Source organism: Kitasatospora sp. NPDC051853 (assembly GCF_044452665.1).
GTDB lineage: Bacteria > Actinomycetota > Actinomycetes > Streptomycetales > Streptomycetaceae > Kitasatospora.
This window is the reverse complement of record NZ_JBITBY010000001.1, coordinates 662,637-684,941: the sequence shown is the minus strand read 5'-3', so window position 1 is coordinate 684,941 and position 22,305 is coordinate 662,637. Positions and strand designations below refer to the sequence as shown.

The following is a 22,305-nucleotide window of genomic DNA, read 5'->3' as shown; positions in this document are numbered from 1 at the left end:
GCTTCCGTGAACACCCGTCAGACCCGCCGCCCCGGCACCGTCCTGTTCGTCACCGGCACCGGCACCGAGGTCGGCAAGACCGCCGTCACCGCCGCCGTCGCCGCACTCGCCCCCTCGGTGGCGGTGCTGAAGCCCGGTCAGACCGGCGTCGCACCCGGCGAGCCGGGCGACGCCGAGGAGGTCGGCCGGCTGGCCGGCCCGCACGTGACCCTGCGCGAACTCGCCCGCTACCCCGATCCGCTGGCCCCCGAGACCGCCGCCCGGCGCTCCGGCCTGCCGCCGCTGACCGCCGCCGAGGCGGCCGCCGAGGCCGCGGCGCTCGCCGCCGACCACGACCTGGTCCTGGTCGAAGGCGCGGGCGGCCTGCTGGTCCGCTACAACCCGGCCGGGGAGACCCTCGCCGACATGGCACGGGCCACCGCCGCCCTCGGCCTGGAGGTCGAGGTCCTGCTGGTCGCCACCGCCGGCCTCGGCACCCTCAACACCACCACCCTCACCGCCGAGGCCCTGCGCGCCCGCGGCCTCACCTCCCTCGGCGTGGTCATCGGCAGCTGGCCCGCCGCCCCCGACCTCGCCATGCGCTGCAACCTCGCCGACCTCCCGACCGCCGCCGGCGCCCCCCTCCTCGGTGCCCTCCCGCACGGCGCCCCGGACACGCCTTCCTTCCCCGCCCTCGCCGCGTCCGCCCTCGCACCCGCCCTCGGCGGCGTCTGGGACGCCGCGCAATTCACTGCCGATCACGCCTGAGCCGTGCTCTACTCGCCCCCGTGAACGATCCACGGGGGACCACCGCCACGCCCGCCTGCGGCCATGACCTGACGTCGGCACCGGTCCCGGTCTGCGAGCACCTGCTCACCACGACCGAACCGCTCTACCAGTACGTGCAGTTCACCGGCGACGGCACCGGCCAGGCCCGGGTCTGCCAGGACTGCGTCCCGCCGACCGACGTCGGCCCGATGGTCCGGGTGACCCCGCTCTGTGCCCCCTGTGCCGACGCCGTCACCCGCGGCCTGCTCGGCACCCGCGGCCACCCCGGCCCCGTCGAACGCCCACGCCCGACCGACCCGACCGTGGTGCGCTCACCGCTGCCCGCCGCCCTCGGCCCGGTCACCGACCTCGCGCCCGGCGGTCGGACCGGCGGCTGGCTGCTCCTCCTCGCCGACGGCACCCTCGTCCGCTGGCACCCCGGCGACGAGCACTGGCAGCAGCTCGCCCGCACCACGGTCGCCCTGCCGCCGGACGCACGGACGTGGGGCAGCACGGCCCCCGTGCTCCGCCTGCACGCGAGCGCGGACGGCCGGTATGCCGCCGTGGTCCAGGACCACGTGGGCGAGGAGTCCCTCGGCCAGGTCCTCGACCTCACCACCGGCGCCGTCACCATGAACCTCTCCGGCGGCACCTACAAGACCTACACCGTCCCGTTCTCGCTCGCCTTCACCGAGCACCAGGGCCGGACCCTGCTGGTCCACCGCACCGACTGGAACCGTCTCGACGTCTCCGACCCCGCGGACGGCACCCTCCTGACGGCCCGTGACCTCGACGAGGACCGCTCCCTGGACTACTTCCACGGCGCCCTCCACCTCAGCCCCGACGGCCACCGGATCGCCGACGACGGCTGGATCTGGCAGCCCGTCGGCGCCCCCTCCCTCTGGAGCCTGCACCGCTGGCTCACCGAGAACCCCTACGAGAGCGATGACGGCCCGACCCGGCGCGATCCCCTCACAGCCGACTACCTCTGGAACCGCCCGACGGTCTGGCTGGACGAGAACCGCCTCGCCCTCGGCGGCCTCGGCGACGACAGCGCCTGGCTCCGCCCCGGCGCGCTGGTCCTCCACGTCGACGACCTCACCGGCGCCCTCAACACCCCCCTCCGCCTCACCGCCTTCGCCGGCCCCGACGGCCCCTTCTTCTGCGCCGACGGCCTCCTGCTGGCCTCCGACGGCAACGGCCTCACCGTCTGGGACCCCACCGACGGCGCCCGCCTCGCCACCGTCCTCGGCTTCCACCCCACCCACCACCACCGCCACACCGGCGAGTTGGCCGCCCTGGTCGACGGCGCCCTGCACCGCTGGACGATCAACTGACACCGCCGTACCTGGTGAACTCCCCCACGTCCGGCCGAAAATCGGCTGCGGACCGGTACGGGAAGGCGCTACCGTACCCGGGTGATCAGCTACCGAAAGGCCGATGCCCCGTAGCCGGCCCGGTGCGCTCCGCACCGAACAGCACGCCCCGCGCGTCTGGAACTCCCCGCCTCCCGAGCGGATCCACGGGCTGTCGACGCGGACCAGTCTGGCGATCCACCGCGTGGAGGAGCTCTCGGACGATCCCGACGTCTTCCCGAGCGCAACGGACACCGCGCTGAGGCGGTACCGGTCCTTCCTGCGCCCCGGCCGCCGACCGCTCTACCCGGAGCTTGACGACTGCGGGTGCCCCGGCTGTTCCCTGCACGACGTCCGGCACGCCCGCGACGTCCTCGACGCGGTACTGGAACGACTGCCCCACCGCGCCCGGGCCGAACTGATCGCCCGTATCGCCCCGCTGGACGCCCGGTACCTCGCGCGCACGCTGCCGGACCCGTTCGCCTACGAGCGGCAGTGGTACCCCCAGGTGTGGTGGCGCCGACGCATCGCCGGGGGCCAGCGGCTCGGCTGACGCCGGGGACGGACCGGGCCTTCGTCGTCCGACGGTCCGGTCCGCGCGGCGGATTCCTCCCGGCCCAAGGGCGTGACTCATGATCGACAGTGTCGTTGATCTTCTTCGGGGGCAGGGGAGGACCCGGATCCGAATCCATCACCGCAGCGGCACTCCGCCGCGGTTGCGGCATGCCCCCTCCCGCCAGGAATCCGTCACACGTGGGCCGTTCGGCCCCAGGGGGTTGTCGTCATGCTTCCCGCACTCCACTCCACGAGTCCGCCGCGGACCACGCCCGACCGCGAGGCGGCGCTCCGGCTGCTCGACGCGATGGTCCGGCAGGCCGGTGCCCGGTCGGACCTCGCCGACCCGGCGGCCGCGGCGGCCCGCAGCCTCGCCACCGTCGAGCGGGCCTTCGGCCTGTACGAGGGCCGGATCGCACCGGACCTGCCGGCCGACCGGGCCTTCGTGGTGCCCAGCCCGATCAGCCGTCAGGACCCCACCAGGGGACCCGAGATCCACCACCTGCTGCCGCTGCTCGACGCGCGGTACGGCGTCACCCCGAGCTGGGGCCAGCACCTCCTGGCGGCCCTGCCGCCCCTGGTGCTGGCCGACTACGGCGAGCACGCGGGGCGCCGGGGGCTGGTGCTGCAAGCCCCGGTCACCGCGGACCTGGTCACGGACCTGGAGCCCCGGGCGGCCGCCGAGCGGATCTCGGCCATCGTCCGCGACACGATCTCCTTCGCACGGAAACGATTCGGCGTGCAGGTGGTGGGCCTCGGCGCCTTCCTCCCCGCACTGACCCGCTTCGGGCGCGACGCGCTCCCCAGCGGCACCGAGGCGGCGTTCCCGGGCAGGAACGTTCCGGCCGTCACGACGGGCCACGGCGGCACCGTCCACCTGATCCGGCGTCTGACGCTCGACGTCCTCGACACCGTCGGCGCCGTCGGCGCCGGCGACGGACCGCTGCGGATCGGAGTGATCGGAGCGGCCGGTCCGATCGGAGCGGCCGTCCTGGCCACCCTGCTCGCCGAGTTACCCGACACGGCCTTCCTCGCCTGCGACCGGCCAGCCCGCCTGGGCCGGGTCGACCGGGTGGTCCGGGCGGCGGGGGCGGAGGACCGCACCCGTGTCACGGCCGATACCGGAGAGGTCCTGCGCACCTGCCGGGTGACGGTCTGCGCCATCACCGAGCGGCTGGAGCCGGACGAGCTCGTGCCGGGCGAGGACCTGACCGGACGCGTCCTCATCGACGCCGGCCGGCCCGGCTGCCTGGACCGCGAGCAGTGGCACAAGCGCGGCGCCCGCCTGCTCTGGCCGGTCGGCACCGGCACCCCCGACCCGGGGCCGCTGCACCGGCGCGACGGCTACCGCTACGGACCGGGCATCGGGCTGCTCAACTCCCATGACCTGTGGGCCTGCGAGGCCGAGGCCGCGGTGCTGGCGCTGAGCGGGGAGCACGGGGCCGCCCTGACCGGGCCGGTCACGCCCGAGGCGGCCGCCCGGATCGGCCGGCTCTGCGACCAGGCCGGCGTCCGCCCGGCCGAACCGCAGTCGCACGCCCTCCCCACCCCGCTCACCCTCCCCGCCCCGGCCCCCTCCCGCCTCGTCCTGCCGCGCCCCACGCGGGAGCGGACCGCGCCGCAGTCATCGCTCCTCGTCCGCCCACGTCCCTCGGGCCAGGAGGGCCTGGAACGGATGACCACCCTGCCGGCCATCGCCACCCTGGGAACCGACCAGCACCTGGACGGCGGCCAGTGGATCGCGAAGCTCGGCGAGGACCGGGTCTTCATGATGGGCGACAACCCGACGCTGCCCGTGATGCCCGACCGGCCCACGCTCGCCGACTTCTTCCGCCTGCGGCTCTCTCAGGACCGCTTCACCGCCCTGCACCTGATCCACAGCGCCCGCCGCGCCCGCGACCTGGACCTGGGGGACGCGGTCGTCACCGCCTGCCTGCTGCACGACATCGCCGTCGGCGGCCTGCTGCGCAGCCACCACGGCCACTGGGGCGCCCAGTTGGTCGCCCCCTACGTCAGCGAGGAGGTCGCCTGGGCGATCCGCCAGCACGAGATCCTCCGCTTCTTCCCCGACCCCGCCGTGGGCTACGACTACCCGCAGGCCTACGACTCCTTCTTCGGCTCCGGCTACCGCCCGCCCGAGCACGTCCACCGCGCCTACCGGGAGGCGCGCGCCCACCGGTGGTACATGACGGCCCGCCTCATCACGCTCAACGACGTCTACACCTTCGACTTCGACCCGGCCGAGGAGATCGACATCAGCGAGTTCGAGGACGCCCTCGGCCGGTGCTTCCGGCAGCCGCGCGCAGGCCTCGGCTTCGACGGCTCACCGGTGGCCCACATGTGGCGGACCATGATCTGGCCCAACAACTTCCTCTGACGGCGGCCGCCCCCGGGCGGGCCCGGCCCCAGGGTCAGACCGTGGGCGGAGGAAGGGGATCATCCGCGCGGATGATCCCCTTCCTCCCGTGAGTTGACGATCCGTCAGGGACGGCGGCATAGGTTCGGAGACATGAACCGACGCCTCGCCACCACCGCCACCCTGCTCCTCGCCCTGGCGCTCCCGCTGCCGCTGGCGGCCACCGCCTCGGCCGCAGCCGCGCCGTCCGCCACCTCCACCAAGCCCTCCCGCACGCAGCTCGAACTTCCGCGCCCCACCGGCCCGTTGGGCGTCGGCAGGGAGGTGCTGCACCTGGTGGACCGCAGCCGGGTGGACCAGTGGGCGAAGAGCGGCCCGCGCGAGCTGATGGTGACGATGTACTACCCGGCCCGCCACGGCACCGGCCGTCCGGCGCCGTACATGCAGGTGGAGGAGGCCCGCCGGCTGCTCGGCGCGCGCGAGCTCCAGGACACCGTCGACCCGGCCGTGGTGGCCGCCACCAGGACGGCGGCCCGGACGGACGCCCGGCCGCTGGGCGGGACGTACCCGTTGGTGGTGTTGTCACCGGGCTTCGGGGTGCACCGGGCCACCCTCAGCTCGCTCGCCGAGGACCTCACCTCGCGCGGCTACCTGGTGGCCCTGGTGGACCACGCGTACGAGAGCGTGGGCACCGCCTTCCCCGGCGGCCGGCTGCCGGAGTGCCTGGCCTGCGACCAGGCCGAGACCGTCGGCTACGACAAGGTGACCGAGGGCCGGGCGAAGGACGTCTCCTTCCTGCTCGACCGGCTGACCGGCCGTCACCCCGCCTGGCGCCACGCCGGGATGATCGACCGCCGGCGGATCGCGATGGCCGGCCACTCGATCGGCGGCGCCTCGGCCGCCTCCGCCATGGCGGCCGACCCCCGGATCAGGGCCGGGGTCGACATGGACGGCTCGCTCTTCACTCCGGCCGCGACCGACGACCGGCCGTTCCTGCTGCTCGGCGCCGCCGAGACCACCCCGGGCCACGAGCCCTCCTGGGACCGGGACTGGAGCCGGCTCGGCGGCTGGAAGCGCTGGATCACCTTCACCGGCTCGGGCCACTTCACCTTCACCGACTACCCGGCCCTCGGCGACCAACTCGGCCTGCCCGACCCGGACTTCCCGCTCTCCGGGGCCCGCTCGGTGGAGCTGACCAGGCGTTACGTCGGCGCCTTCCTCGACCTCCACCTCAAGGGCCGCCCGCAACCCCTGCTCGACGGCCCGCGCCCGGACGCCCCGGAGGTGCTGTTCCACACCCCCTGAGCCCCCGGGCGGAGCCGCCGACGACGTGTCAGAACGCCGAGGTGTAGGCGGTGAAGAACCGCCCGGGCACCGGACTGCCGCTGCCGTTGAAGCAGATCGGGTAGAGCGTCACGGTGCTGCCGCTGCGGTTCCACGGCATGGCCTCGCCGCAGTAGTCCGGGCCGGGGCCGAAGGCCGTGGTGTGCGAGGTGTCCGGGACGACCGCCACCGAGGGCATGGTCACGGAGTACGGGACCGAGCCCGCCAGGGTGTTGGCCGCGCCGACGGAGTTGAAGTTGGTCCCGGCCGGGACGCCGCCGTTGAACCACAGGTGGCCGAAGTACTTGGGCGGGTAGGCCGGGCCGTGCACCGCGCGCTTGACCGAGTAGCTGAGGGTCCACCGGGTGTCGTACGGGTTGTTGGCCGCGTCGAAGCAGGCGACGATCGCGGTCTGCCCGGTGCTGCCGGGGTACCAGTCGGCCACCTTGCAGCGGGCGCCCTGCACGCCGTCCACCGCCGTCACCTGGAAGTTCCCGAGCTGGGTGGCCCCGCCGAGGCCGGGCAGCCAGGCCTTCCAGATGCCGGTCGAGCCGTGGCTGACGGTGTTGACCCCGCCGGAGGAGTTGTACTGGGTGATCACCGCACCGGTGGGGGCGGAGTAGGTGTAGCCGTAGCTGCCACCCGCCGGGGCGGGGACCCCGCTGCTGGTGGTGTAGAGCGCGGTGAACTGCGAGTTCACCGGGATGCCGCCGGGCTTGTAGCACAGGACCGTCACGTCCAGTCCGGTGCCGACCGGGCCCCAGCCCTTGACCTGGCACCAGCTGCCGGTGCGGCCGACGGCGGTGGCGTGGGCGATCCCGCCCGGGCCGGCGATCAGCGGGAAGTGCACCACGTACTGGCCGACGCCCACCTGGTCGACCTTGACCGGGTTGGCCGCCGGGGAGGGCCAGCTGCCCCACTGGCGGGTGGTGTCCGGGACGTAGGCGGGCGGCGGCGTCGGGTTGTCGAGGAAGGCGAAGCCGTAGCGGTCCGGTACGGCGGCCGCGGCCGGCCCGGCGGTCGGCAGGGCGGCGGCGACGAGCGCGGCCGGCACGCTCAGGGCGAGCAGCGCGGTTCTGACCACGCGTGAGAACAGGCGTACGGACATGCGGGTACCCCCTGGGTGGTGGCGGTGGACGGTCTCCGTCGACACCCGGGCCCGGCTGACGGTGCGTCACACCCTAGGAGTAGAGCCCCCGTTGGCCTAGACCTCTGGCATGCCCCGGCCGGTCACTTGTCGGCCGTTTCCCGGCCCGCCCCGCCCGTCACCCTGCGCCCCACCCGCCCCTGCCCACCCACTGCCCGTACATCTGCGCCACTCCGTCCACCCTTCTCCCCCGCGTTCCCCTCACCGGACGGCCGGAACCGGTCGGTCCCCCTCCGTTCGCGCCCCGTCACCCGCACAGCGGCGCCGCCTCGCCGACCACCGCCACCCGTGCGAGGTTGAACGGAGATCCGGCAGACCGCAGCGAGAGGAGCAGACGCGATGTCATCCAAGCGACGCCGCAAGAAGAGGGCCCGCCGCAAGGGCGGCGCCAACCACGGCAAGCGGCCCCAGTGCTGAACACCGTGTGAGACGGACCGGCCGTGCCACCCCACCGGGGGCGGCACGGCCGGTCCGCGTCAGAGCTCGTACCGCACCAGCGACTCGGCCGCCGGGCGGCCGGTGCGGCGGGCGTGGGTGAGGCGCTCGCGGACCTCTCGGAGCGTGCGGGGGCGGTAACCGGGGCCGCTGCAACAGGACTTGTGGAAGCGGATGCCCGCGTGCAGCAGCACCGAGAGGGCCCGCCAGCCGGCCGCGTCGCGGCGGCGGGGCGCGGCGAAGGCCGAGCCGACGTGGACCAGCGGTTCGGCGCAGCGCGGGCAGCGGCGCTCGCGCTCGCGGTCGTACGGCTGCTTGTACGAGGCACGGCAGGGCAGGCAGACGTAGCTGGTCTTCGCGTGGGTCATGGAGCGGAGCCTAGGCGGCACCGGCCGCACGGCTCGACGGGTTTTCCCGGCCACTCCGCCACCCAGCCACCCGGCCACCCGGCCACCCGGCCACCCGGCCACCCGGCGCGCAACGCCTATGCTCGGCGCGTGAACACCGCCCTGGTCCTGATCGACCTGATGCCCCGGATCGTCGCCCTCCCGCTCGCGCCGTACGACGGCGAGGAGGTGCTGGCCCGCTGCCGTCTCCTCGCGGAGGCCTTCCGCGCGCAGGGGCGGCCGGTGGTGCTGGTCCGGGTGGACCGTCCCGGGGTGGCGGAGCAGCCGCCCGGGAGCGGCTTCGCCGAGGGGCTGGTGCGGCCGGGGGACGTCACGGTGGTGAAGCGGACCGTGGGTGCCTTCCAGGGCACCGGCCTGGACGATCTGCTGCGCGAACTCGGTGTGGGCACCGTGGTGTTGGGCGGACTGGTGACCACCATGGGCGTGGAGTCGACCGCGCGGGCCGCGAGCGACCTGGGCTACGCGGTGGAGTTCGTCGCGGACGCCATGTCCGGCTTCGCCGCCGACGAGCACGAGTTCGCGGTCAGCCGGGTCTTCCCCCGCTTCGGCGAGGTGCGGCACACCGCCGACTACACGGACTCCGCGGCGGCCTGACCGCCCGTCAGGACTGCTCCAGGTGGGCGTAGACCACGGTGTTGTCCTGGTAGCCGCCGTGGGCGCGGTCGTAGCGGCCGCCGCAGGTGATCACCCGCAGCTCCGGCCTGGGGGCGGGGGCGTAGACCCGGTCGCTGGGGAAGGCGTCGCGGGGGTGGTCGGCGACCACGTCCACCACGAAGCGGGCCGAGCTGCCGTCCGCCCGGTCGACCAGGAGGGCCTGACCGGGCGTCAGGGCGGCCAGGCGGTGCAGCGCGGCGGGGCCGCGCGCGGTGTCGACGTGCCCCGCCAGGAGCGCGGTCCCGGTCTCGCCCGGGCTGACCCCGGCCGCGTACCACCCGGCGAGCGCGGTCCGGTCCGACTCGGGCGGCCGGAGCGAACCGTCCGTCCCGAGGCTCAGCTCGATCAACGGGACGTCCACCTCCACCGCGGGGACCCGCAGTCGTCTGGGCGCCGACCTGGCCATCCCGTGCACCACCGCCGGAACCGCGGGCGCCGCCGGAACCACCACGGCCGGCACGGGCGCGGCCGCCGGCACCTCGGGCACCGGCGGCAGCCCCGGCTGATCGCCCAGCCCGACGCCCCAGGCCCCCAGGACCAGCAGTGCCGAGGCCAGTGCGATCACGCCCGGCAGCCTGCGGCGGCGGCCGGCCCGTCGCGCGGCCCGGCGACCACGTCCCGTGGCGGTGGCCATCCGGGGCTCCTCTCCTTCTTCCCCCGCTCCACCCCACCCCGGGGCGGGGACTCGTACCTGATCTCACGGTACGTATCCCGACCGTCGCCACCAGTCGGACTCCGCCGCCCGTGCGAGCGCGTGCCGGGGCGCGTGCCGGGGCGCACGCCCACCGCCGCACGGAAGCGCGGCGGACGTGGCGGACGGCGGCGGGCGCGGCCCTGAGCCGTCGTCAGCCCAGCGGCTTCACCCAGCGGGTCCAGGCCGGTTCGGGTCCGTAGCCGGCGGCCCGCCAGGCGTGTTGGCCGAGTTCGTTGTGGTCGAGGACCATCGCGTCGGCCCGACGTCCGCCGAGCGCCGCGAAGCGTTCCTCCACGGCGGCCAGGAGCGCGGCGGCGATGCCCTGCCGCCGCTGCGCCGGGTCCACCGCGAGCCGGTAGAGGTGGCAGCGCCAGCCGTCGTAGCCCGCGATCACGGTGCCGACCACCGCGCCGTCCCGTTCGGCGACGATCAGCGCCTCCGGGTCGCGGGCCAGCAGGCGCCCGACGCCCTCGGGGTCGTCGGTGATGCTGGTGCCCTCCGCGGCGCGGGCCCAGAAGGCCAGCAGGTCGGGGATCTCGTCAACGGTGGCGGGGCGCAGTCGTAGGTCGCTCATGCCGGGCATGTCTACCAGCGCCGTCCCACCCGGACGAGCGAATTCCACCTGCCGGGACGGGCCGCGGCCCGCACGGCGGCGCGGGAGGCGTGGCGGGCACGTGGCAGTCGTGCTGCGGGCACGCTGCGGCCGCGTGACGGGGGCGTGACGGGGCGTCAGATGCCGTAGGGTCTGGGTCACCCGGCCCCAGGTCCCACGAACAGGTCCGCGAACAGGACCTGTGCACAGGTCCCGTGCAGTGGCCGGCCGGCGAGGCGGTGGCCCCGGCGTAGGATCCGGGCACCGGTGAGAGGAAGGCGCGGAGCATGGGTGTGGCCACGGTGGACGAGCAGGCCCTGCGGGGGTTCGTGCGGGAGCAGACCGAGCTGGCATCGGTGCCGTTCGTGCCGGAGGTGCGACTGCACCAGGCCGCCTCGGCCATCGCGCTCTGGGAGCACACCGAGGAGACCAAGGGCCAGGCCGACCTGCCGCCGCCCTTCTGGGGGTTCGCGTGGGCCGGCGGCCAGGCCGTGGCCCGGTACGTGCTGGACCACCCGGAGGTGGTGGCGGGCCGTCGGGTGCTGGACCTGGCGGCCGGTTCGGGGCTGGTCGCGGTCGCGGCGGCGCTGCGCGGGGCCGCCGAGGTGACGGCGGCCGAGATCGACGCCTACGCGGTGGCCGCGATCGCGCTCAACGCCGAGGCCAACGGGGTGGAGCTGGACGCCGTCCTGGCGGACCTGCTCGGCGGGGACGGCGCGCCGGCCGAGGTGGTGCTGGCCGGGGACGTCTTCTACGAGCGGGCGATGGCCGAGCGGGTGCTGCCCTTCCTGAACCGGGCCCGGGCGCGCGGCGCGCTGGTGCTGGTCGGCGACCCGGGGCGGGCGTACCTGCCGCGCGGGGCCTTCACCGAGGCGGCGGTCTACCAGGTCCCGACGGCGGCGGACCTCGAGGACAGCAAGGTGAAGACCACCACGGTCTGGCGCCTCGACGGCTGACGGCTCCTCACCACTCCTCACCACTCCTCACCGCCGCTCTCCCCGGCCGGACCCCGCCGGGCGGCGGGGGCAACGTACCGTTTCGATACCGAACCGGTGATGAGCTGCGGAAACGCTCGCGGGACGGGGTCGCGCCGAGTAGCATCCGGCTCACGCCCTCCGGCGCCGTACCCCGTGTCGCGCTGCCCGGTCGGCACACCCGTGGGGGGCCCGGACGGTGCCGCCCGCGTACTCCTTCACGCGCGCCGGTGCTGTCGCGCGTAAGACGGCGGAAGGGCAGCGACTTGGCGGATCGGCTCACCGGAGGGGACTCCTCGCTGCTGCGTCGGATCAACGCCGCGGTCACCCTGCGGGCGCTGCGCGACGGACAGGCCGTCACCCTGACCCAACTGGTCGGGGACACCGGGCTCTCCCGGCCGACGGTGGAGGGCGTGATCGAGGGGCTGATCGAGGCCGGACTGGTCGCCGAGGTCGAGCACTCCCAGGACACGGGCCGTCAGCGCGGCCGCCCCGCCCGCTGGTTCCGCTTCCGGGCGGAGGCCGGGCACATCCTCGGCATCGAGATCGGCGTCCACGACATCCGGGTCATCCTGGCCGACCTGACCGGCACCGTGCTCGGCAGCCACGCCAAGCCCGCCGTCGAGACCCTCGAACCGGAGGAGCGGCTCACCCTGGTACGGGCCACCGTGGCCGAGGTGCTCCGCAAGGCCGGGGTCTCCCGGGACAGCCTCTGGGCGGTCGCGGTCGGCAGCCCGGGCATCGTCGACCGCGAGGGGAACGTCAAGCTCGGCACCGCGATGCCCGGTTGGACCGGGCTCGACCTCGGCGCCCGGCTGCGGCGCTCGTTCCGCTGCCCGGTGATGATCGAGAACGACGCCAACCTGGCCGCCATCGCCGAGCACTGGCAAGGCGCGGCGGTCGGCAAGGGCGACCTGGTCTTCGTGATGGCCGGCCTCAGCCCGGGCGCCGGCTCACTGATCGACGGGCGGCTGCACCGCGGCTTCGGCGGCGCGGCCGGCGAGATCGGCGCGCTCCACCTGCTCGGCCAGGAGGCCACCCCGGAGCGCCTGCTCTCCACCACCGGCAAGCCGCTCGACCCGCTGGACGAGGCCGCGGTGGCCCGGGTGCTGCGGCTGGCCCGCGAGGGCGACGAGGTCGCCATGGTCGCGATGGACCGCTTCCTGCGCCGCCTGGTCCACGACGTCGCGGCCCTGGTCCTCGCCCTCGACCCCGAGATCGTGGTGGTCGGCGGCTGGGCGGCCGGTCTTGACGACGTGTTGGAACCCCTGCGCCAACAGCTCGCCCTCTACTGCCTGCGCGCCCCCGACGTCGCCCTCGCCGCCCTCGGCACCGAGGTCGTCGCGATGGGCGCCCTCCGGGTCGCGCTCGACCACGTCGAGGACCAGCTCTTCGCGGTGGACTCCCCGCGCTGACCGGCCCGGTAGGGCAGGCGCCCAGGGGCGCGAGGAACCGCGCGAGGCGGAAGGACGAAACCCGTGTGCCGGGTACGGAGATTCACTTGCAAGTGAGTGTCCGTACCCGGCACACGGGTCTGTGTCTTCCGATTCGCGCAGTTCCCCGCGCCCCTGGGCGCCTGCCCTACCGGGCCCGTCAGGACGCGGCGGCGGCGCCCACCGGCTGCTTGCCCTCGACCGGGGTGACCTCGACCAGGCCGGTCTCGCCGAAGGTGAGCTTGCAGGTGTCGGCGCGGTAGGTGGCGACCGAGAGGGCGGCCAGGCGGCCGGCCGCGGCGTACTGGGTGGTGACCACCAGGACCGGGGTGCCCGGCGGGCGCTCCAGCAGCCCGGCCTCCTCGGCCTCGGCCACGCCGAGCTCCACCGCGCGGGACTCGCCGTCGATCACCAGGCGCTCCAGCTGACGGAGCACCAGCCGCGCCGGGTCGGCCTCGGCCTGCGCCGCCCCGCCGACCACGCGCGGCAGCGCGCGCAGCGCGGCGTCCGGCACGTGCAGCGACTCGGTGGCCATGGCCCGGCCCTGCACCATGCGGATCCGGCGGACGGTGTGCACCAGGCTCCCGGGCTCGACCCCGAGCGACAGCGCGAGCTGCGGCGAGGCGGGGCCGCTCTCGCAGCCGACCTCGCGCCAGGCCTGACTGCGGCTCACACCGGGCCAGCCCTCCTCGCGCCGGCTGACCGGGACGCCGACCCGCGGGGCGGCGATCAGGGTGCCGATGCCACGGCGGCGGACCAGGCGGCCCTCCAGCTCCAGCTGGTCGAGCGCCTGCCGCAGGGTGGCCCGGGCCACGCCGAAGCGGGCGGCGAGCTCGCGCTCGTTGGGCAGCACCTGACCGGTGGAGAACTCCGCGTCGATGGTGCGCACCAGGACCGTGCGCAGGTGCCAGTACTTCGGCTCCGGTACTGCCGCGAGCTGGTTCTGACCCACCGTGTCCTCCGCCCTGAAGGTCGCCGGGCCTGCCCCACGCCCGACGTTCCGGCAGGTGGGAGGGGCGGGCTTTATCCGTCCTTCTTTATTAAAGGTCTTTGCAGTAAGTGACAGTAGGGCTTGCCCGCCGAGATGGTCAAGACCAATGGAACGCCTTGACCCGCCCCGGACAAGACTTCACAAGGCGTTCACGACGCGCGCCCGCCACCCCGCCGCCTTCCGCCCGTCACCCGGGCGGCCGGATACCCTTCCCCGGTGACTCTTGTTGTGACTACCGCGAACGTGAACGGCATTCGGGCCGCCGCCAAGAAGGGCCTGCTGGAGTGGCTCGCCGCCACCGAGGCGGACGTGATCTGCTTCCAGGAGGTCCGCTCCGAGCACGGGCAACTCCCGCCCGAGCTGCGCGAGTTGGACGGCTGGCACGCGGTGTGGGCCCCCGCCGCGGCCAAGGGCCGGGCCGGCGTGGCCGTCCTCTCCCGGCAGGAGCCGACCCGCACCGCGATCGGTTTCGGCTCAGCCGAATTCGACAATTCGGGCAGGTACGCCGAAATCGACCTTCCCGGCGTCACGGTGGCCAGCCTCTACCTGCCCTCCGGTGAAGTCGGCACCGAACGGCAGGACGAGAAGGAACGCTTCATGGCGGAGTTCCTCGTCCACCTCACCGACCTGCGCAAGCGCGCCGAGGCCGAGGGCCGCGAGGTCGTCGTCTGCGGCGACTGGAACATCGCCCACCAGGAGATCGACCTCAAGAACTGGAAGGCCAACCAGAAGAGCGCCGGCTTCCTCCCCGAGGAGCGCGCCTGGCTCACCCGCGTCCTCACCGAGGCCGGCTACGTCGACGTCGTCCGCGCCTTCCACCCCGACCGGCCCGGCCCCTACACCTGGTGGTCCTACCGCGGCCGCGCCTTCGACAACGACTCCGGCTGGCGCATCGACTACCACATGGCCACCACCGGCCTCGCCGCCCGCGCCAGCTCCGCCCGCGTCGAACGCGCCGCCACCCACCCCGAGCGCTGGTCCGACCACGCCCCGGTCACCGTGGTCTACGACCTCCCGTAGCTCCACCCGTCCGACGGCGGCACCCCGCGGCGCCCGGGCCACCACCGCCCGGGCGCCGTCTGCTGCCGGCTCCCGGGCTTCTTCCGTACCGGGCGGGATCAGGCGAGACGGATGAACTCCACGCGCACCTGGGGCAGTTCGCCCGGTGTGCCGTGGTAGACGCCCTTGTGCGGGGGGACGTCGCCGTACTCGCGCCCGCGCGCGACGATGACGTGGGACTCGCCGGGGCGGGTGCCGTTGGTCGGGTCGTGGCCGGTCCACTCGCCCGCCCAGTACTCGACCCAGGCGTGGCTCTCGCCGGCCACCGGCCGCTCGATCTCGGCGTCCGGCGAGGGGTGCAGGTAGCCGGAGACGTACCGGGCCGGGATGCCGGCCGCGCGGAGCAGGGCGGCGGTGAGGTGGGCGAAGTCCTGGCAGACGCCGGCCCGTTGGTCCCAGGCGTCCTGGGCTCCGCTGTGCACCCCGGTGCTGCCCTGGGTGTAGGCGACCCGCTCCCTGACCAGGTCGGTCAGGGCCGCCGCGGCCTGGTGGGCGTCCAGGCCCTCGGCGGCCTCGGCGGCCAGGGCCGCGAGCTCCGGGCTCACCGTGGTGCGCGGCGTCCCGCCGAGGTACTCGGTCAGTCGGCTGTCGGCCGACCGGGCGGCGATCTCGGCCCGGCCGAGCGGGGTGGACAGCGCGGTCGGCGGTGCGGTCTCGACCAGGCTGGTCGCGGTCAGCGCGAGGCTGCTGTGCGATTCGGCCAGGTCGAACACCGTGACCCGGGTGCCCCAGTAGTCCCGGTAGGTCCACAGCGAGGCGGCCGGGGTCACCTCCACCCGTGAGTCCAGGACGGTCTGGGTGGGCAGCGTGAGCGGGCTCATCCGCAGCTCGTTGTAGGAGGAGCCGGCCGGGCTCGGGTATCCCACCCGGGTCTCGTGGCGTATCCGCAGTCGGCTGGCCATCGCCGTCACGCCGCCTCTCGGGTCTCGAACTGGTGCGACCACTCGATCGGTCCTCCGCAGGGGAAGTAGCGTTCGGCCACGGCCCGGGTGGCCTCGCCGCAGGCGAGCTGGATCTCGTTCAACAGGGCGGGCAGCCGGTCCAGTTCGGAGTAGGAGAGGTACTCCAGCCTGGTGCGCATCCGGCCCACGGCCAGCCGCGCGGGCTCGGGCCGCTGCCAGGAGGACGTGCCGCCGTCGAGTTCGGCGAGGCACTCCTCGGCGGCGCTCAGCGCGTGCAGGACGGAGCGCGGGAAGCCCCGGTCGAGCAGCAGGAAGGCCGCCACCTCGACCGAGTCGCAGCCGGCTCCGCGGGCGCGGACGAAGGCCTCCTCGGCCCCGCTCGCGCTGAGCAGCGCGGGCCAGTCGGGAGCGTGGACGGCCGCCGACCCCCGGACGGCGAGCAGCCGGGCGGTCATGTCGACCCGCTCCAGGCTCCGCCCGAGGGCGACGAAGCGCCAGCCGTCGTCCCGGCTCATGGTGGAGTCGGCGAGTCCGAAGAACAGCGCGGCCCGGCGCCTGACCAGGCCGAGGTAGGCGTCCGGTCCGGTGCGGCGTGCGGCGTGGCGGTGCTCGGCGAGCTGGTGCCAGGTGGAGTTGAGGGTCTCCCACATCTCGGTGGAGACCACGTCGCGGGCGGTCAGGGCGTTCTCGCGGGCCGCCCTGAGCGCGCCGTCGATGGAGCCGGGGCTGGCCGCGTCGAAGGCCAGCCGGGCCAGCACCGAGTCCATGTCGCACGGCCGCCCGGCCGGGACGGACACGCCGAGGATGGCGTGCAGCGAGCGGCAGGCGGCGTCCTCACCGCTCCACGGGTCGTCCAGCAGCCGGTGCAGGTAGGCGTCCAGGATGCGCGCGGTGTCGTCGGCGCGTTCCACGTAGCGGCCGAGCCAGAACAGCGACTCGGCGATCCGGGAGAGCATGGTGTCGGTGGTGATCACTGCTGTGCCTCCTCCTGGGGCGGGCCACCGGGCGTGCTGCCGGGGCCGGACTGACGGGGGATCACTTTCTGTACGGCGGCGACGGCGGCGACAGCGGTGACGGCGGCGCCGGGACGTTCGTCGGCCGCCCGGTTCGGCGGGGCGCCGTCCGCCAGCACCCAGGTGTCCTTGGAGCCGCCGCCCTGGCTGGAGTTGACGATCAGGTTGCCCTCCCCCAGGGCCACCCTGGTCAGCCCGCCGGGGAGCAGCCAGACCTCGCTGCCGTCGTGGACGGCGAACGGCCGCAGGTCGATGTGGCGCGGTGCGAGGCCGTCCCGGCCGTCGCCGCGGCGGCTCAGGGTCGGCGAGGTGGAGAGCGCGACCGGGCGCTGGGCGATCCAGCCGCGCGGGCACGCCCTCACCTGCCCGGCCAGGCGGTCGAGGGTGGCCCGGTCCGCCCGCGGACCGATCACGATGCCCTTGCCGCCCGCACCGTCGACGGGCTTGAGCACCAGCTGGTCCAGTCGGTCCAGGACCTCCTCCAGCCGGCCCGGCTCCTCCGGGCGGATGGTCTCCACGTTCGGCAGCAGCGGCTCCTCCGCCAGGTAGTAGCGGATCAGGTCCGGGACGTAGGTGTAGAGCAGTTTGTCGTCGGCGATGCCGTTGCCCACGGCGTTGGCGAGGGTGACGTTCCCCGCGTGGGCGGCGGCCATGATGCCCGGGACCCCGATCAGCGAGTCCGGGCGGAAGTGCAGCGGGTCCAGGAAGTCGTCGTCGAGCCGCCGGTAGATCACGTGCACCGGGCTCTCGCCCCGGGTGGTGCGCATCCGCACCCGGTTGCCGGAGCAGACCAGGTCGCGGCCCTCGACCAGCTGGACGCCCATCAGCCGTGCCAGCAGGGCGTGTTCGAAGTAGGCGGCGTTGGCCACCCCCGGGGTGAGCACGACCACGACCGGATCGGTCACGTCCTCGGGGGCGGAGGCCTTGAGGGCGGCCAGGAGGCGCTGCGGGTACTCGTCCACCGGGCGGACGGCCTGCTCGGCGAAGAGGGCGGGGAAGGTCCGGGTCATCACCCGGCGGTTCTCGATCACGTACGAAACGCCGGACGGCACGCGGACGTTGTCCTCCAGCACCCGGAACCGGCCCTCCTCGTCACGGACCAGGTCGATCCCGGAGACGTGGATGCGGACCCCGTTCGGCGGCTCGATGCCGTGCGCCGCGCGGTGGAAGTGCGGCGAGGAGTACAGCAGCCGGTAGGGCACCACGCCGTCGGCGAAGACCCGCTGTGCGCCGTAGGCGTCGGCGAGGAAGGCCTCCAGGGCGAGCACCCGCTGCCGGACGCCCCGGCTCAGCCGGTCCCACTCGACGGCGTCGAGCAGGCGTGGCACCAGGTCGAGGGGAAAGGGGCGTTCCTCGCCCCCGTAGGAGAAGGTCACACCACGGTCGGTGAAGGCGCGGGCCATCTGGTCCGTGCGGTACCGGAGTTCGAGGGAGTCCAGCGGGCTCAGGGCGGCGAAGACGGCCTCGTAGGCCGGTCTCACCACCCCGGGACGCTCGAACATCTCGTCCCACGCTCCCGCTGTCGTGTACGAGTCGAAAGTGTCGGCCATGGCAAAACGGTATGGGCGGTTTGTTTCGGCAGCGCCACGACCGCACCACCTATGTCACCTCACCCCCGCCCGGGCACACCGCACCGGCGGCGCCGGGCACGACGACGTCAGGGCGGGGCCTCCGCATGCCGTCGGCGGGGGCCGCCGGTGCCGACCGTGCGGGGTCTCCCGGGCGGCGTCCAGGACGTCGGTCCGGAAGAAGCCTGCTCCGGCTCCGGCGCGCTCGTCACGCGGACACGAACCACTTCGTCAGGACGGAGCCGGGCCGCCCGGCCGCCACCCGGGCCGCCACCCCGGTCGTGCCGCGGCCGGGGCGGTCGTGGTGACGGGGTGTCAGGGCAGGTCCGCCGAGCGGTTCGGGCGGGCCGGGTCACCCCCGCGGGCCCGCTGGGAAGGCGGGGCGGGGGCGGTCGCTGCACTGTGGACCTGATGCCGCGTCGGGAACAGCTCGGCGTGGTCGCGGCTACGCGGGCGTTCCAGGCGCTCGAGGTGATCGGGCAGCCAGGAGGCGCCGAAGATGAACGTGCTGACCGAGGGCGGGGGCGGGGGCGGGGCCACCGTCGACCGGGAGAGCCGGCTCTCCCCCTTCGCGGGTCTGACGACGTATCCGGTGGCGGAGCCGGCCGCGGAGGCGGAGGGGCCGGGGGCCGCCGCGCTGGAGTCGCCGTTCGGGGCGGGGCTGGTGAGCGAGGCGCTGGACCGGACGGACGAGGCGGCGGCCGGGTTCTTCGAGGCGCTGGCGGACGAGGACTTCGCGGACGCGGTGGAGCGGCTGGTCGACGAGGCGGCGGCGCAGCACCTCGCCGAGCACGGGGCCTGGTCGGGGATGCTGAGCGAGCCGGAGGCGCTGGCCGCGCTGGAGCGCTGGATCGAACCGCTGGCGGCGGAGTCCGAGCGGGCGCTGGACGGGCTGGCCGAGAGCCTGGCCGGGGTGGACCTGACCGGGATGGGCGAGCAGGAGCTGGGTGAGTTCCTGGCCTCGGCGGGCGGGGACGGTGAGGTGCCGCCGCTCGGCTCGGAGGGCTTCGAGCAGTTCCTCGGCGGACTGGTCCGCAAGGCGAAGTCCGTCGTCCGGGGCGCCGTCGGCCTCGCCAGGAAGGGCATCAAGGCCATCGGCTCGGTGCTCCCGATCGGCCCGGTGCTCGACAAGTTGAAGGCGCTGGTGCGCCCGCTGCTGAGCAGGGTGCTGCGGGCCGCGACCAACCGCCTGCCCGCCGCCGTCCGCCCGATCGCCCGGACCCTGGCGGCCAAGCTCGGGCTGGGCGAGGCCACGGAGAGCGCCGAGGGCGAGGCCGTGGCCACCCTGGCGGAGGAGTTCGACGCCCGGCTCACCGGCCTCCTGCTCGCACCCGGCTCCGGGCTGGAGGCCGAGCTGGCCGGCGGGGAGGAGAGCGAGGCCGCCGACCGGATCGGCGAGCTGGACGCCGCCCGCGAGCGGCTGGCCGGGCAGCTCACCGAACTGCCCGCCGGCACCCGCCCGGTCGCCGAGATCGAGCAGTTCATCCCCGCGGTGATGGCCGCCCGCCCGCTGGTCAAGCTCGGGATCTCGCTCATCGGGCGGGAGAAGGTGGTCCGCTTCGTGGCCGACCGGATCGCCGGTCTGATCAAGGGTCTGGTCGGCCCGGAGGCCGCCCGGACCGTCTCGCGCCCGATCGTGGACCTCGGCTTCCGGGCGCTCGGCCTGGAGGTGACGGCGGCTCAGGAGCAGTCGCTGGCCGGGGAGGCGCTGGCCTCCGCCGTGGAGGCCACCGTGGAGCGGGTGCTGGAGCTCCCGGCGGAGGCCTTCGAGGACGAGCTGCAGCTGGACGCCGCCGTGCAGCAGGCCTTCGCCGAGGCGGCGGCCGCCGCCATGCCGGACCGGCTGCTCCGCGCCGACCTGCCCGAGCGGGAGACCGCGGGCGAGGGCGGCGTCTGGGTGCTGATGCCGCGGGCCGCCCGGCCGCGCTACCGCTTCCGCCGCTACACCCGGGTCTACGTGGTGCCGGTCAGCCGCCAGTTGGCGCGGTCCGTGCCCTGGTCGGACGGCGGCACGCTGGAGTCGCACCTGCTCGACCGGGGCGCCGAGCGCTGGCCGGTCGAGGCCCGGGTCGACCTGTACGAGGCACTGCCCGGCACCCACCTCGGCCACCTGACCCAGGACGAGGCCGCCCAGGGCGGCGAACGCCCGGACGCCGGCGAGTACCAGCCGCTCACCCCGGAGATCGCCGGGCTGCTGCTCGGTGAGCCCGGCCTGGGACGGCGCCTCCCGTACGGGGCCGCGGCCCTCGGCGGACGGCCCCGCCCCGCCCCCGGCCGGCGCTACTTCCGGCTGCGCCCGGTCGCCCTCCCCGCCGGCGGGAGGCCGCACCCCCGGCGCCGGAGGGTGCTGGTCACGCTGCACCCCACGACGGGACGGTTGAACGTCGCGCTGCGCCTGTCGGAGCGTCAGGCCCAGGAACTGCTGGCCCGGTTGTCGGCCAAGGCCCCGGGCGGGCGGGCGGACCTGCCCTCCGTACTGGCCGGGCTGCGCGCCCTGTACACGACGATCCTTCCCCCGGTGCTGGTCGGCCGGCTGCTCCGGAGCGCGGTGGTGGCCGACGCGGCGGCGGCCGGGCGGGTCGCGGACCGGGTGACCGCCGCCGTGACCGGCGCGCTCTCGGCCTTCCTCGCCCAGCACGCGGCCCAACTGGCCGCCGCGGTACGGGATCCGGCCGACGGGGTGACCCTCACCTTCGCGTTCTCCGGGGCCGGCCGCGAGGCGCTCACCGGCGGTGCGCTGCCGGCCGCCAAGGTGACGGTCGGCCCGGGATGGCACCGCCATGCCTGAGCGGGCGCCGGAGCGGGCACCCGACCGGGTGTCCCTGGAGGTCGAACGTGCCGCACTGGCAGCCGAGTTGAACCACTGGCGGCGTGCGGCCAGGTCCCTCGGCGACCTGGAGCTGGTGGCGGCGCCCGCCGCCTGGGCCGCCCTGGAGTCCTACCTCGGCCTCGGCCTGCGCACCGCCCTGCACGCCTCGGCCGCCCGCGTCGTCGCACAGGTGGCCGCGGTGAGCTCTGCGCTCGCCGCCGCGGGCGGGCCCGACGGGCTCGCCCGGGTGCGGCAGGGCCTGCTGACGGTCCGCCGCCGCTACGTCCAGGCGGAGACGGTCGTCGACTTCTACGGGGACGCCGTCAACACCCGGACCAACCCCCGGCTGGGAGCCGTCCTGCGGGGGCTGGACGCGCTGGCCGTCGACAGCATGGAGCGGGTGCTGCGGCCGCTCTCCCTCGACGTCCCGCCCGTCCTCACCTACCTGGACAAGGGATTGGGCGCCTCGATCCTCAAGTCCGGTGTGCGGCTGTGGGATTCCTCGCTCTCCCCCGCCGCCGCGATCAAGATCACCCGCCACAACCTCTGGCAGCCCACCTCCCTCCTCCACGAAGTCGGCCACCAGGTCAGCCACTTGACGGGGTGGTCGGCGGAGCTCGGGGCGGCGCTGCACGCCGTGCTGGCCCCCGTCTCGGCCTTCGCCGCCGACCTGTGGCGCGGCTGGGCGAGCGAACTGGCCGCCGACGTCTACGCGTTCGCGCTGCTCGGGTACGCCCCCGTGACCGCGCTGGCCACCGTGGTCGACGGTCCGACCCGGGCGGTGTTCCGGATGCCGTTCGGCGATCCGCACCCGTTCGGCTGGCTGCGGGTCCAGTTCAACGCGGCGCTCTGCCGCTCCTGGTACGGCCCCGGGCCCTGGGACGGCCTGGCGGCCGGCTGGGCCGCCCGGCACCGGCTCCGGGACGCCCCTCCGGAGGCCGCCGAGGCCGCCCGCCTCAGCCTGCCGGTGCTGCCGGCCCTGGCCGACGTGTGCACCCGCGCGCCGATGCGGGCCTTCGGCGGCGTACCGCTGTCGGCGCTGGCCGACCCCCGGCGGGTCGCACCGGCGGAGCTGGAGCGGCTCGCCCACCGGGCCGGGGACTCGCTCTACACCTCCTCGTACCTGCAACGGCTGGAGCCCCTGCGGATCCTCGCGTGGACGGTGCTGCGCGGCACCGCGGCCGGCGGGACGGGCGGGCGGGACACGGCGGGGACCGAGATCGAGACGTGGCTCGGCCGGCTCGGCGGCGCACACGCCACGGCCGTCTGATGCGGCCGTCCGACCCGGCCG

At 75.0% G+C, this 22,305-nt stretch carries 20 protein-coding genes; 12 read left to right on the top strand and 8 right to left on the bottom strand.

Going from position 1 to position 22,305, the window contains the following annotated elements; all coding sequences use genetic code 11:
- Positions 1–6 precede the first annotated feature (6 nt).
- The 5 genes from bioD to ACIA8O_RS02945 all read left to right on the top strand — a co-directional run bounded on the left by bioD (position 7) and on the right by ACIA8O_RS02945 (position 6,318).
- Complete coding sequence (bioD, locus tag ACIA8O_RS02965; RefSeq protein WP_396291731.1) at positions 7–747, top strand: dethiobiotin synthase; 741 nt, start codon at positions 7–9, stop codon at positions 745–747.
- A 20-nt stretch (positions 748–767) separates the two neighbouring features.
- Entirely contained in the window at positions 768–2,084 is a 1,317-nt protein-coding gene (locus tag ACIA8O_RS02960; protein WP_396291730.1) for a hypothetical protein, read from the top strand.
- 103 nt (positions 2,085–2,187) lie between these two features.
- Positions 2,188–2,655, top strand: coding sequence for a hypothetical protein (locus ACIA8O_RS02955; protein WP_396291729.1), 468 nt, complete (start codon positions 2,188–2,190; stop codon positions 2,653–2,655).
- Positions 2,656–2,886: 231 nt separating this feature from the next.
- Positions 2,887–5,034: a hypothetical protein gene (locus ACIA8O_RS02950; RefSeq protein ID WP_396291728.1), complete on the top strand. Its 2,148-nt coding sequence runs from the start codon at positions 2,887–2,889 to the stop codon at positions 5,032–5,034.
- Between the two features lie 132 nt (positions 5,035–5,166).
- On the top strand, positions 5,167–6,318 hold the full coding sequence (locus tag ACIA8O_RS02945; RefSeq protein WP_396291727.1) for an alpha/beta hydrolase family protein: 1,152 nt from the start codon (positions 5,167–5,169) through the stop codon (positions 6,316–6,318).
- 28 nt (positions 6,319–6,346) lie between these two features.
- Here the strand turns inward: ACIA8O_RS02945 and ACIA8O_RS02940 are convergent, their stop codons facing one another.
- Positions 6,347–7,444, bottom strand: coding sequence for a hypothetical protein (locus tag ACIA8O_RS02940; protein ID WP_396291726.1), 1,098 nt, complete (start codon positions 7,442–7,444; stop codon positions 6,347–6,349).
- A 378-nt stretch (positions 7,445–7,822) separates the two neighbouring features.
- On the opposite strand from ACIA8O_RS02940, the gene ACIA8O_RS02935 reads away from it, so the two are divergent.
- Positions 7,823–7,900 carry a 50S ribosomal protein bL37 gene (locus tag ACIA8O_RS02935; protein ID WP_384428599.1) on the top strand — a complete coding sequence of 26 codons (78 nt, stop codon included), beginning with the start codon at positions 7,823–7,825 and terminating at the stop codon, positions 7,898–7,900.
- 59 nt (positions 7,901–7,959) lie between these two features.
- On the opposite strand, the gene ACIA8O_RS02930 is transcribed toward ACIA8O_RS02935, so the two are convergent.
- Positions 7,960–8,286 (bottom strand): deoxyxylulose-5-phosphate synthase, encoded by a 327-nt coding sequence (locus ACIA8O_RS02930; RefSeq protein WP_396291725.1) that lies wholly within the window; start codon positions 8,284–8,286, stop codon positions 7,960–7,962.
- A 129-nt stretch (positions 8,287–8,415) separates the two neighbouring features.
- Here ACIA8O_RS02930 and ACIA8O_RS02925 point away from each other — a divergent pair, with 129 nt between their 5' ends.
- Positions 8,416–8,919 (top strand): isochorismatase family protein, encoded by a 504-nt coding sequence (locus ACIA8O_RS02925; protein ID WP_396291724.1) that lies wholly within the window; start codon positions 8,416–8,418, stop codon positions 8,917–8,919.
- A 7-nt stretch (positions 8,920–8,926) separates the two neighbouring features.
- Here ACIA8O_RS02925 and ACIA8O_RS02920 read toward each other — a convergent pair whose 3' ends face one another.
- Positions 8,927–9,613: a class F sortase gene (locus ACIA8O_RS02920; protein WP_396291723.1), complete on the bottom strand. Its 687-nt coding sequence runs from the start codon at positions 9,611–9,613 to the stop codon at positions 8,927–8,929.
- Between the two features lie 211 nt (positions 9,614–9,824).
- Entirely contained in the window at positions 9,825–10,256 is a 432-nt protein-coding gene (locus tag ACIA8O_RS02915) for a GNAT family N-acetyltransferase (RefSeq protein ID WP_396291722.1), read from the bottom strand.
- Positions 10,257–10,552: 296 nt separating this feature from the next.
- On the opposite strand from ACIA8O_RS02915, the gene ACIA8O_RS02910 reads away from it, so the two are divergent.
- On the top strand, positions 10,553–11,221 hold the full coding sequence (locus ACIA8O_RS02910) for a class I SAM-dependent methyltransferase (RefSeq protein ID WP_396291721.1): 669 nt from the start codon (positions 10,553–10,555) through the stop codon (positions 11,219–11,221).
- A 284-nt stretch (positions 11,222–11,505) separates the two neighbouring features.
- Complete coding sequence (locus tag ACIA8O_RS02905; RefSeq protein WP_396291720.1) at positions 11,506–12,654, top strand: ROK family protein; 1,149 nt, start codon at positions 11,506–11,508, stop codon at positions 12,652–12,654.
- 178 nt (positions 12,655–12,832) lie between these two features.
- On the opposite strand, the gene ACIA8O_RS02900 is transcribed toward ACIA8O_RS02905, so the two are convergent.
- Positions 12,833–13,624 (bottom strand): GntR family transcriptional regulator, encoded by a 792-nt coding sequence (locus ACIA8O_RS02900; protein ID WP_396291719.1) that lies wholly within the window; start codon positions 13,622–13,624, stop codon positions 12,833–12,835.
- Positions 13,625–13,879: 255 nt separating this feature from the next.
- On the opposite strand from ACIA8O_RS02900, the gene ACIA8O_RS02895 reads away from it, so the two are divergent.
- Entirely contained in the window at positions 13,880–14,683 is an 804-nt protein-coding gene (locus ACIA8O_RS02895; RefSeq protein ID WP_396291718.1) for an exodeoxyribonuclease III, read from the top strand.
- 98 nt (positions 14,684–14,781) lie between these two features.
- Here ACIA8O_RS02895 and ACIA8O_RS02890 read toward each other — a convergent pair whose 3' ends face one another.
- The 3 genes from ACIA8O_RS02890 to ACIA8O_RS02880 are packed head-to-tail and all read right to left on the bottom strand — an operon-like array spanning position 14,782 to position 18,187.
- Positions 14,782–15,624: a transglutaminase domain-containing protein gene (locus tag ACIA8O_RS02890; RefSeq protein ID WP_396291717.1), complete on the bottom strand. Its 843-nt coding sequence runs from the start codon at positions 15,622–15,624 to the stop codon at positions 14,782–14,784.
- Positions 15,625–15,629: 5 nt separating this feature from the next.
- Positions 15,630–16,598, bottom strand: coding sequence for an alpha-E domain-containing protein (locus ACIA8O_RS02885; RefSeq protein WP_396291716.1), 969 nt, complete (start codon positions 16,596–16,598; stop codon positions 15,630–15,632).
- Positions 16,595–18,187 carry a circularly permuted type 2 ATP-grasp protein gene (locus ACIA8O_RS02880; protein ID WP_396291715.1) on the bottom strand — a complete coding sequence of 531 codons (1,593 nt, stop codon included), beginning with the start codon at positions 18,185–18,187 and terminating at the stop codon, positions 16,595–16,597. The genes ACIA8O_RS02885 and ACIA8O_RS02880 overlap by 4 nt, the downstream gene beginning before the upstream one ends.
- A 517-nt stretch (positions 18,188–18,704) precedes the next feature.
- Between ACIA8O_RS02880 and ACIA8O_RS02875 the strand changes: the two genes are divergently transcribed.
- Together ACIA8O_RS02875 and ACIA8O_RS02870 are read left to right on the top strand one after the other, a co-directional pair.
- Positions 18,705–20,993: a hypothetical protein gene (locus ACIA8O_RS02875; RefSeq protein ID WP_396291714.1), complete on the top strand. Its 2,289-nt coding sequence runs from the start codon at positions 18,705–18,707 to the stop codon at positions 20,991–20,993.
- Complete coding sequence (locus ACIA8O_RS02870) at positions 20,986–22,284, top strand: hypothetical protein (RefSeq protein ID WP_396291713.1); 1,299 nt, start codon at positions 20,986–20,988, stop codon at positions 22,282–22,284. Before ACIA8O_RS02875 ends, ACIA8O_RS02870 begins: the two co-directional genes overlap by 8 nt.
- Positions 22,285–22,305: the final 21 nt, after the last annotated feature.

What these genes read in the sequence shown, in the direction of transcription:
- ACIA8O_RS02950 (WP_396291728.1), top strand. Translation starts at nt 2,887, where the DNA reads ATGCTTCCCGCACTCCACTCCACGAGTCCGCCGCGGACCACGCCCGAC.
- ACIA8O_RS02880 (WP_396291715.1), bottom strand. Translation starts at nt 18,187, where the DNA reads ATGGCCGACACTTTCGACTCGTACACGACAGCGGGAGCGTGGGACGAG.
- ACIA8O_RS02930 (WP_396291725.1), bottom strand. Translation starts at nt 8,286, where the DNA reads ATGACCCACGCGAAGACCAGCTACGTCTGCCTGCCCTGCCGTGCCTCG.
- ACIA8O_RS02940 (WP_396291726.1), bottom strand. Translation starts at nt 7,444, where the DNA reads ATGTCCGTACGCCTGTTCTCACGCGTGGTCAGAACCGCGCTGCTCGCC.
- ACIA8O_RS02915 (WP_396291722.1), bottom strand. Translation starts at nt 10,256, where the DNA reads ATGCCCGGCATGAGCGACCTACGACTGCGCCCCGCCACCGTTGACGAG.
- ACIA8O_RS02955 (WP_396291729.1), top strand. Translation starts at nt 2,188, where the DNA reads ATGCCCCGTAGCCGGCCCGGTGCGCTCCGCACCGAACAGCACGCCCCG.
- ACIA8O_RS02870 (WP_396291713.1), top strand. Translation starts at nt 20,986, where the DNA reads ATGCCTGAGCGGGCGCCGGAGCGGGCACCCGACCGGGTGTCCCTGGAG.
- ACIA8O_RS02875 (WP_396291714.1), top strand. Translation starts at nt 18,705, where the DNA reads ATGAACGTGCTGACCGAGGGCGGGGGCGGGGGCGGGGCCACCGTCGAC.
- ACIA8O_RS02910 (WP_396291721.1), top strand. Translation starts at nt 10,553, where the DNA reads ATGGGTGTGGCCACGGTGGACGAGCAGGCCCTGCGGGGGTTCGTGCGG.
- ACIA8O_RS02920 (WP_396291723.1), bottom strand. Translation starts at nt 9,613, where the DNA reads ATGGCCACCGCCACGGGACGTGGTCGCCGGGCCGCGCGACGGGCCGGC.
- ACIA8O_RS02935 (WP_384428599.1), top strand. Translation starts at nt 7,823, where the DNA reads ATGTCATCCAAGCGACGCCGCAAGAAGAGGGCCCGCCGCAAGGGCGGC.
- ACIA8O_RS02945 (WP_396291727.1), top strand. Translation starts at nt 5,167, where the DNA reads ATGAACCGACGCCTCGCCACCACCGCCACCCTGCTCCTCGCCCTGGCG.
- ACIA8O_RS02890 (WP_396291717.1), bottom strand. Translation starts at nt 15,624, where the DNA reads ATGGCCAGCCGACTGCGGATACGCCACGAGACCCGGGTGGGATACCCG.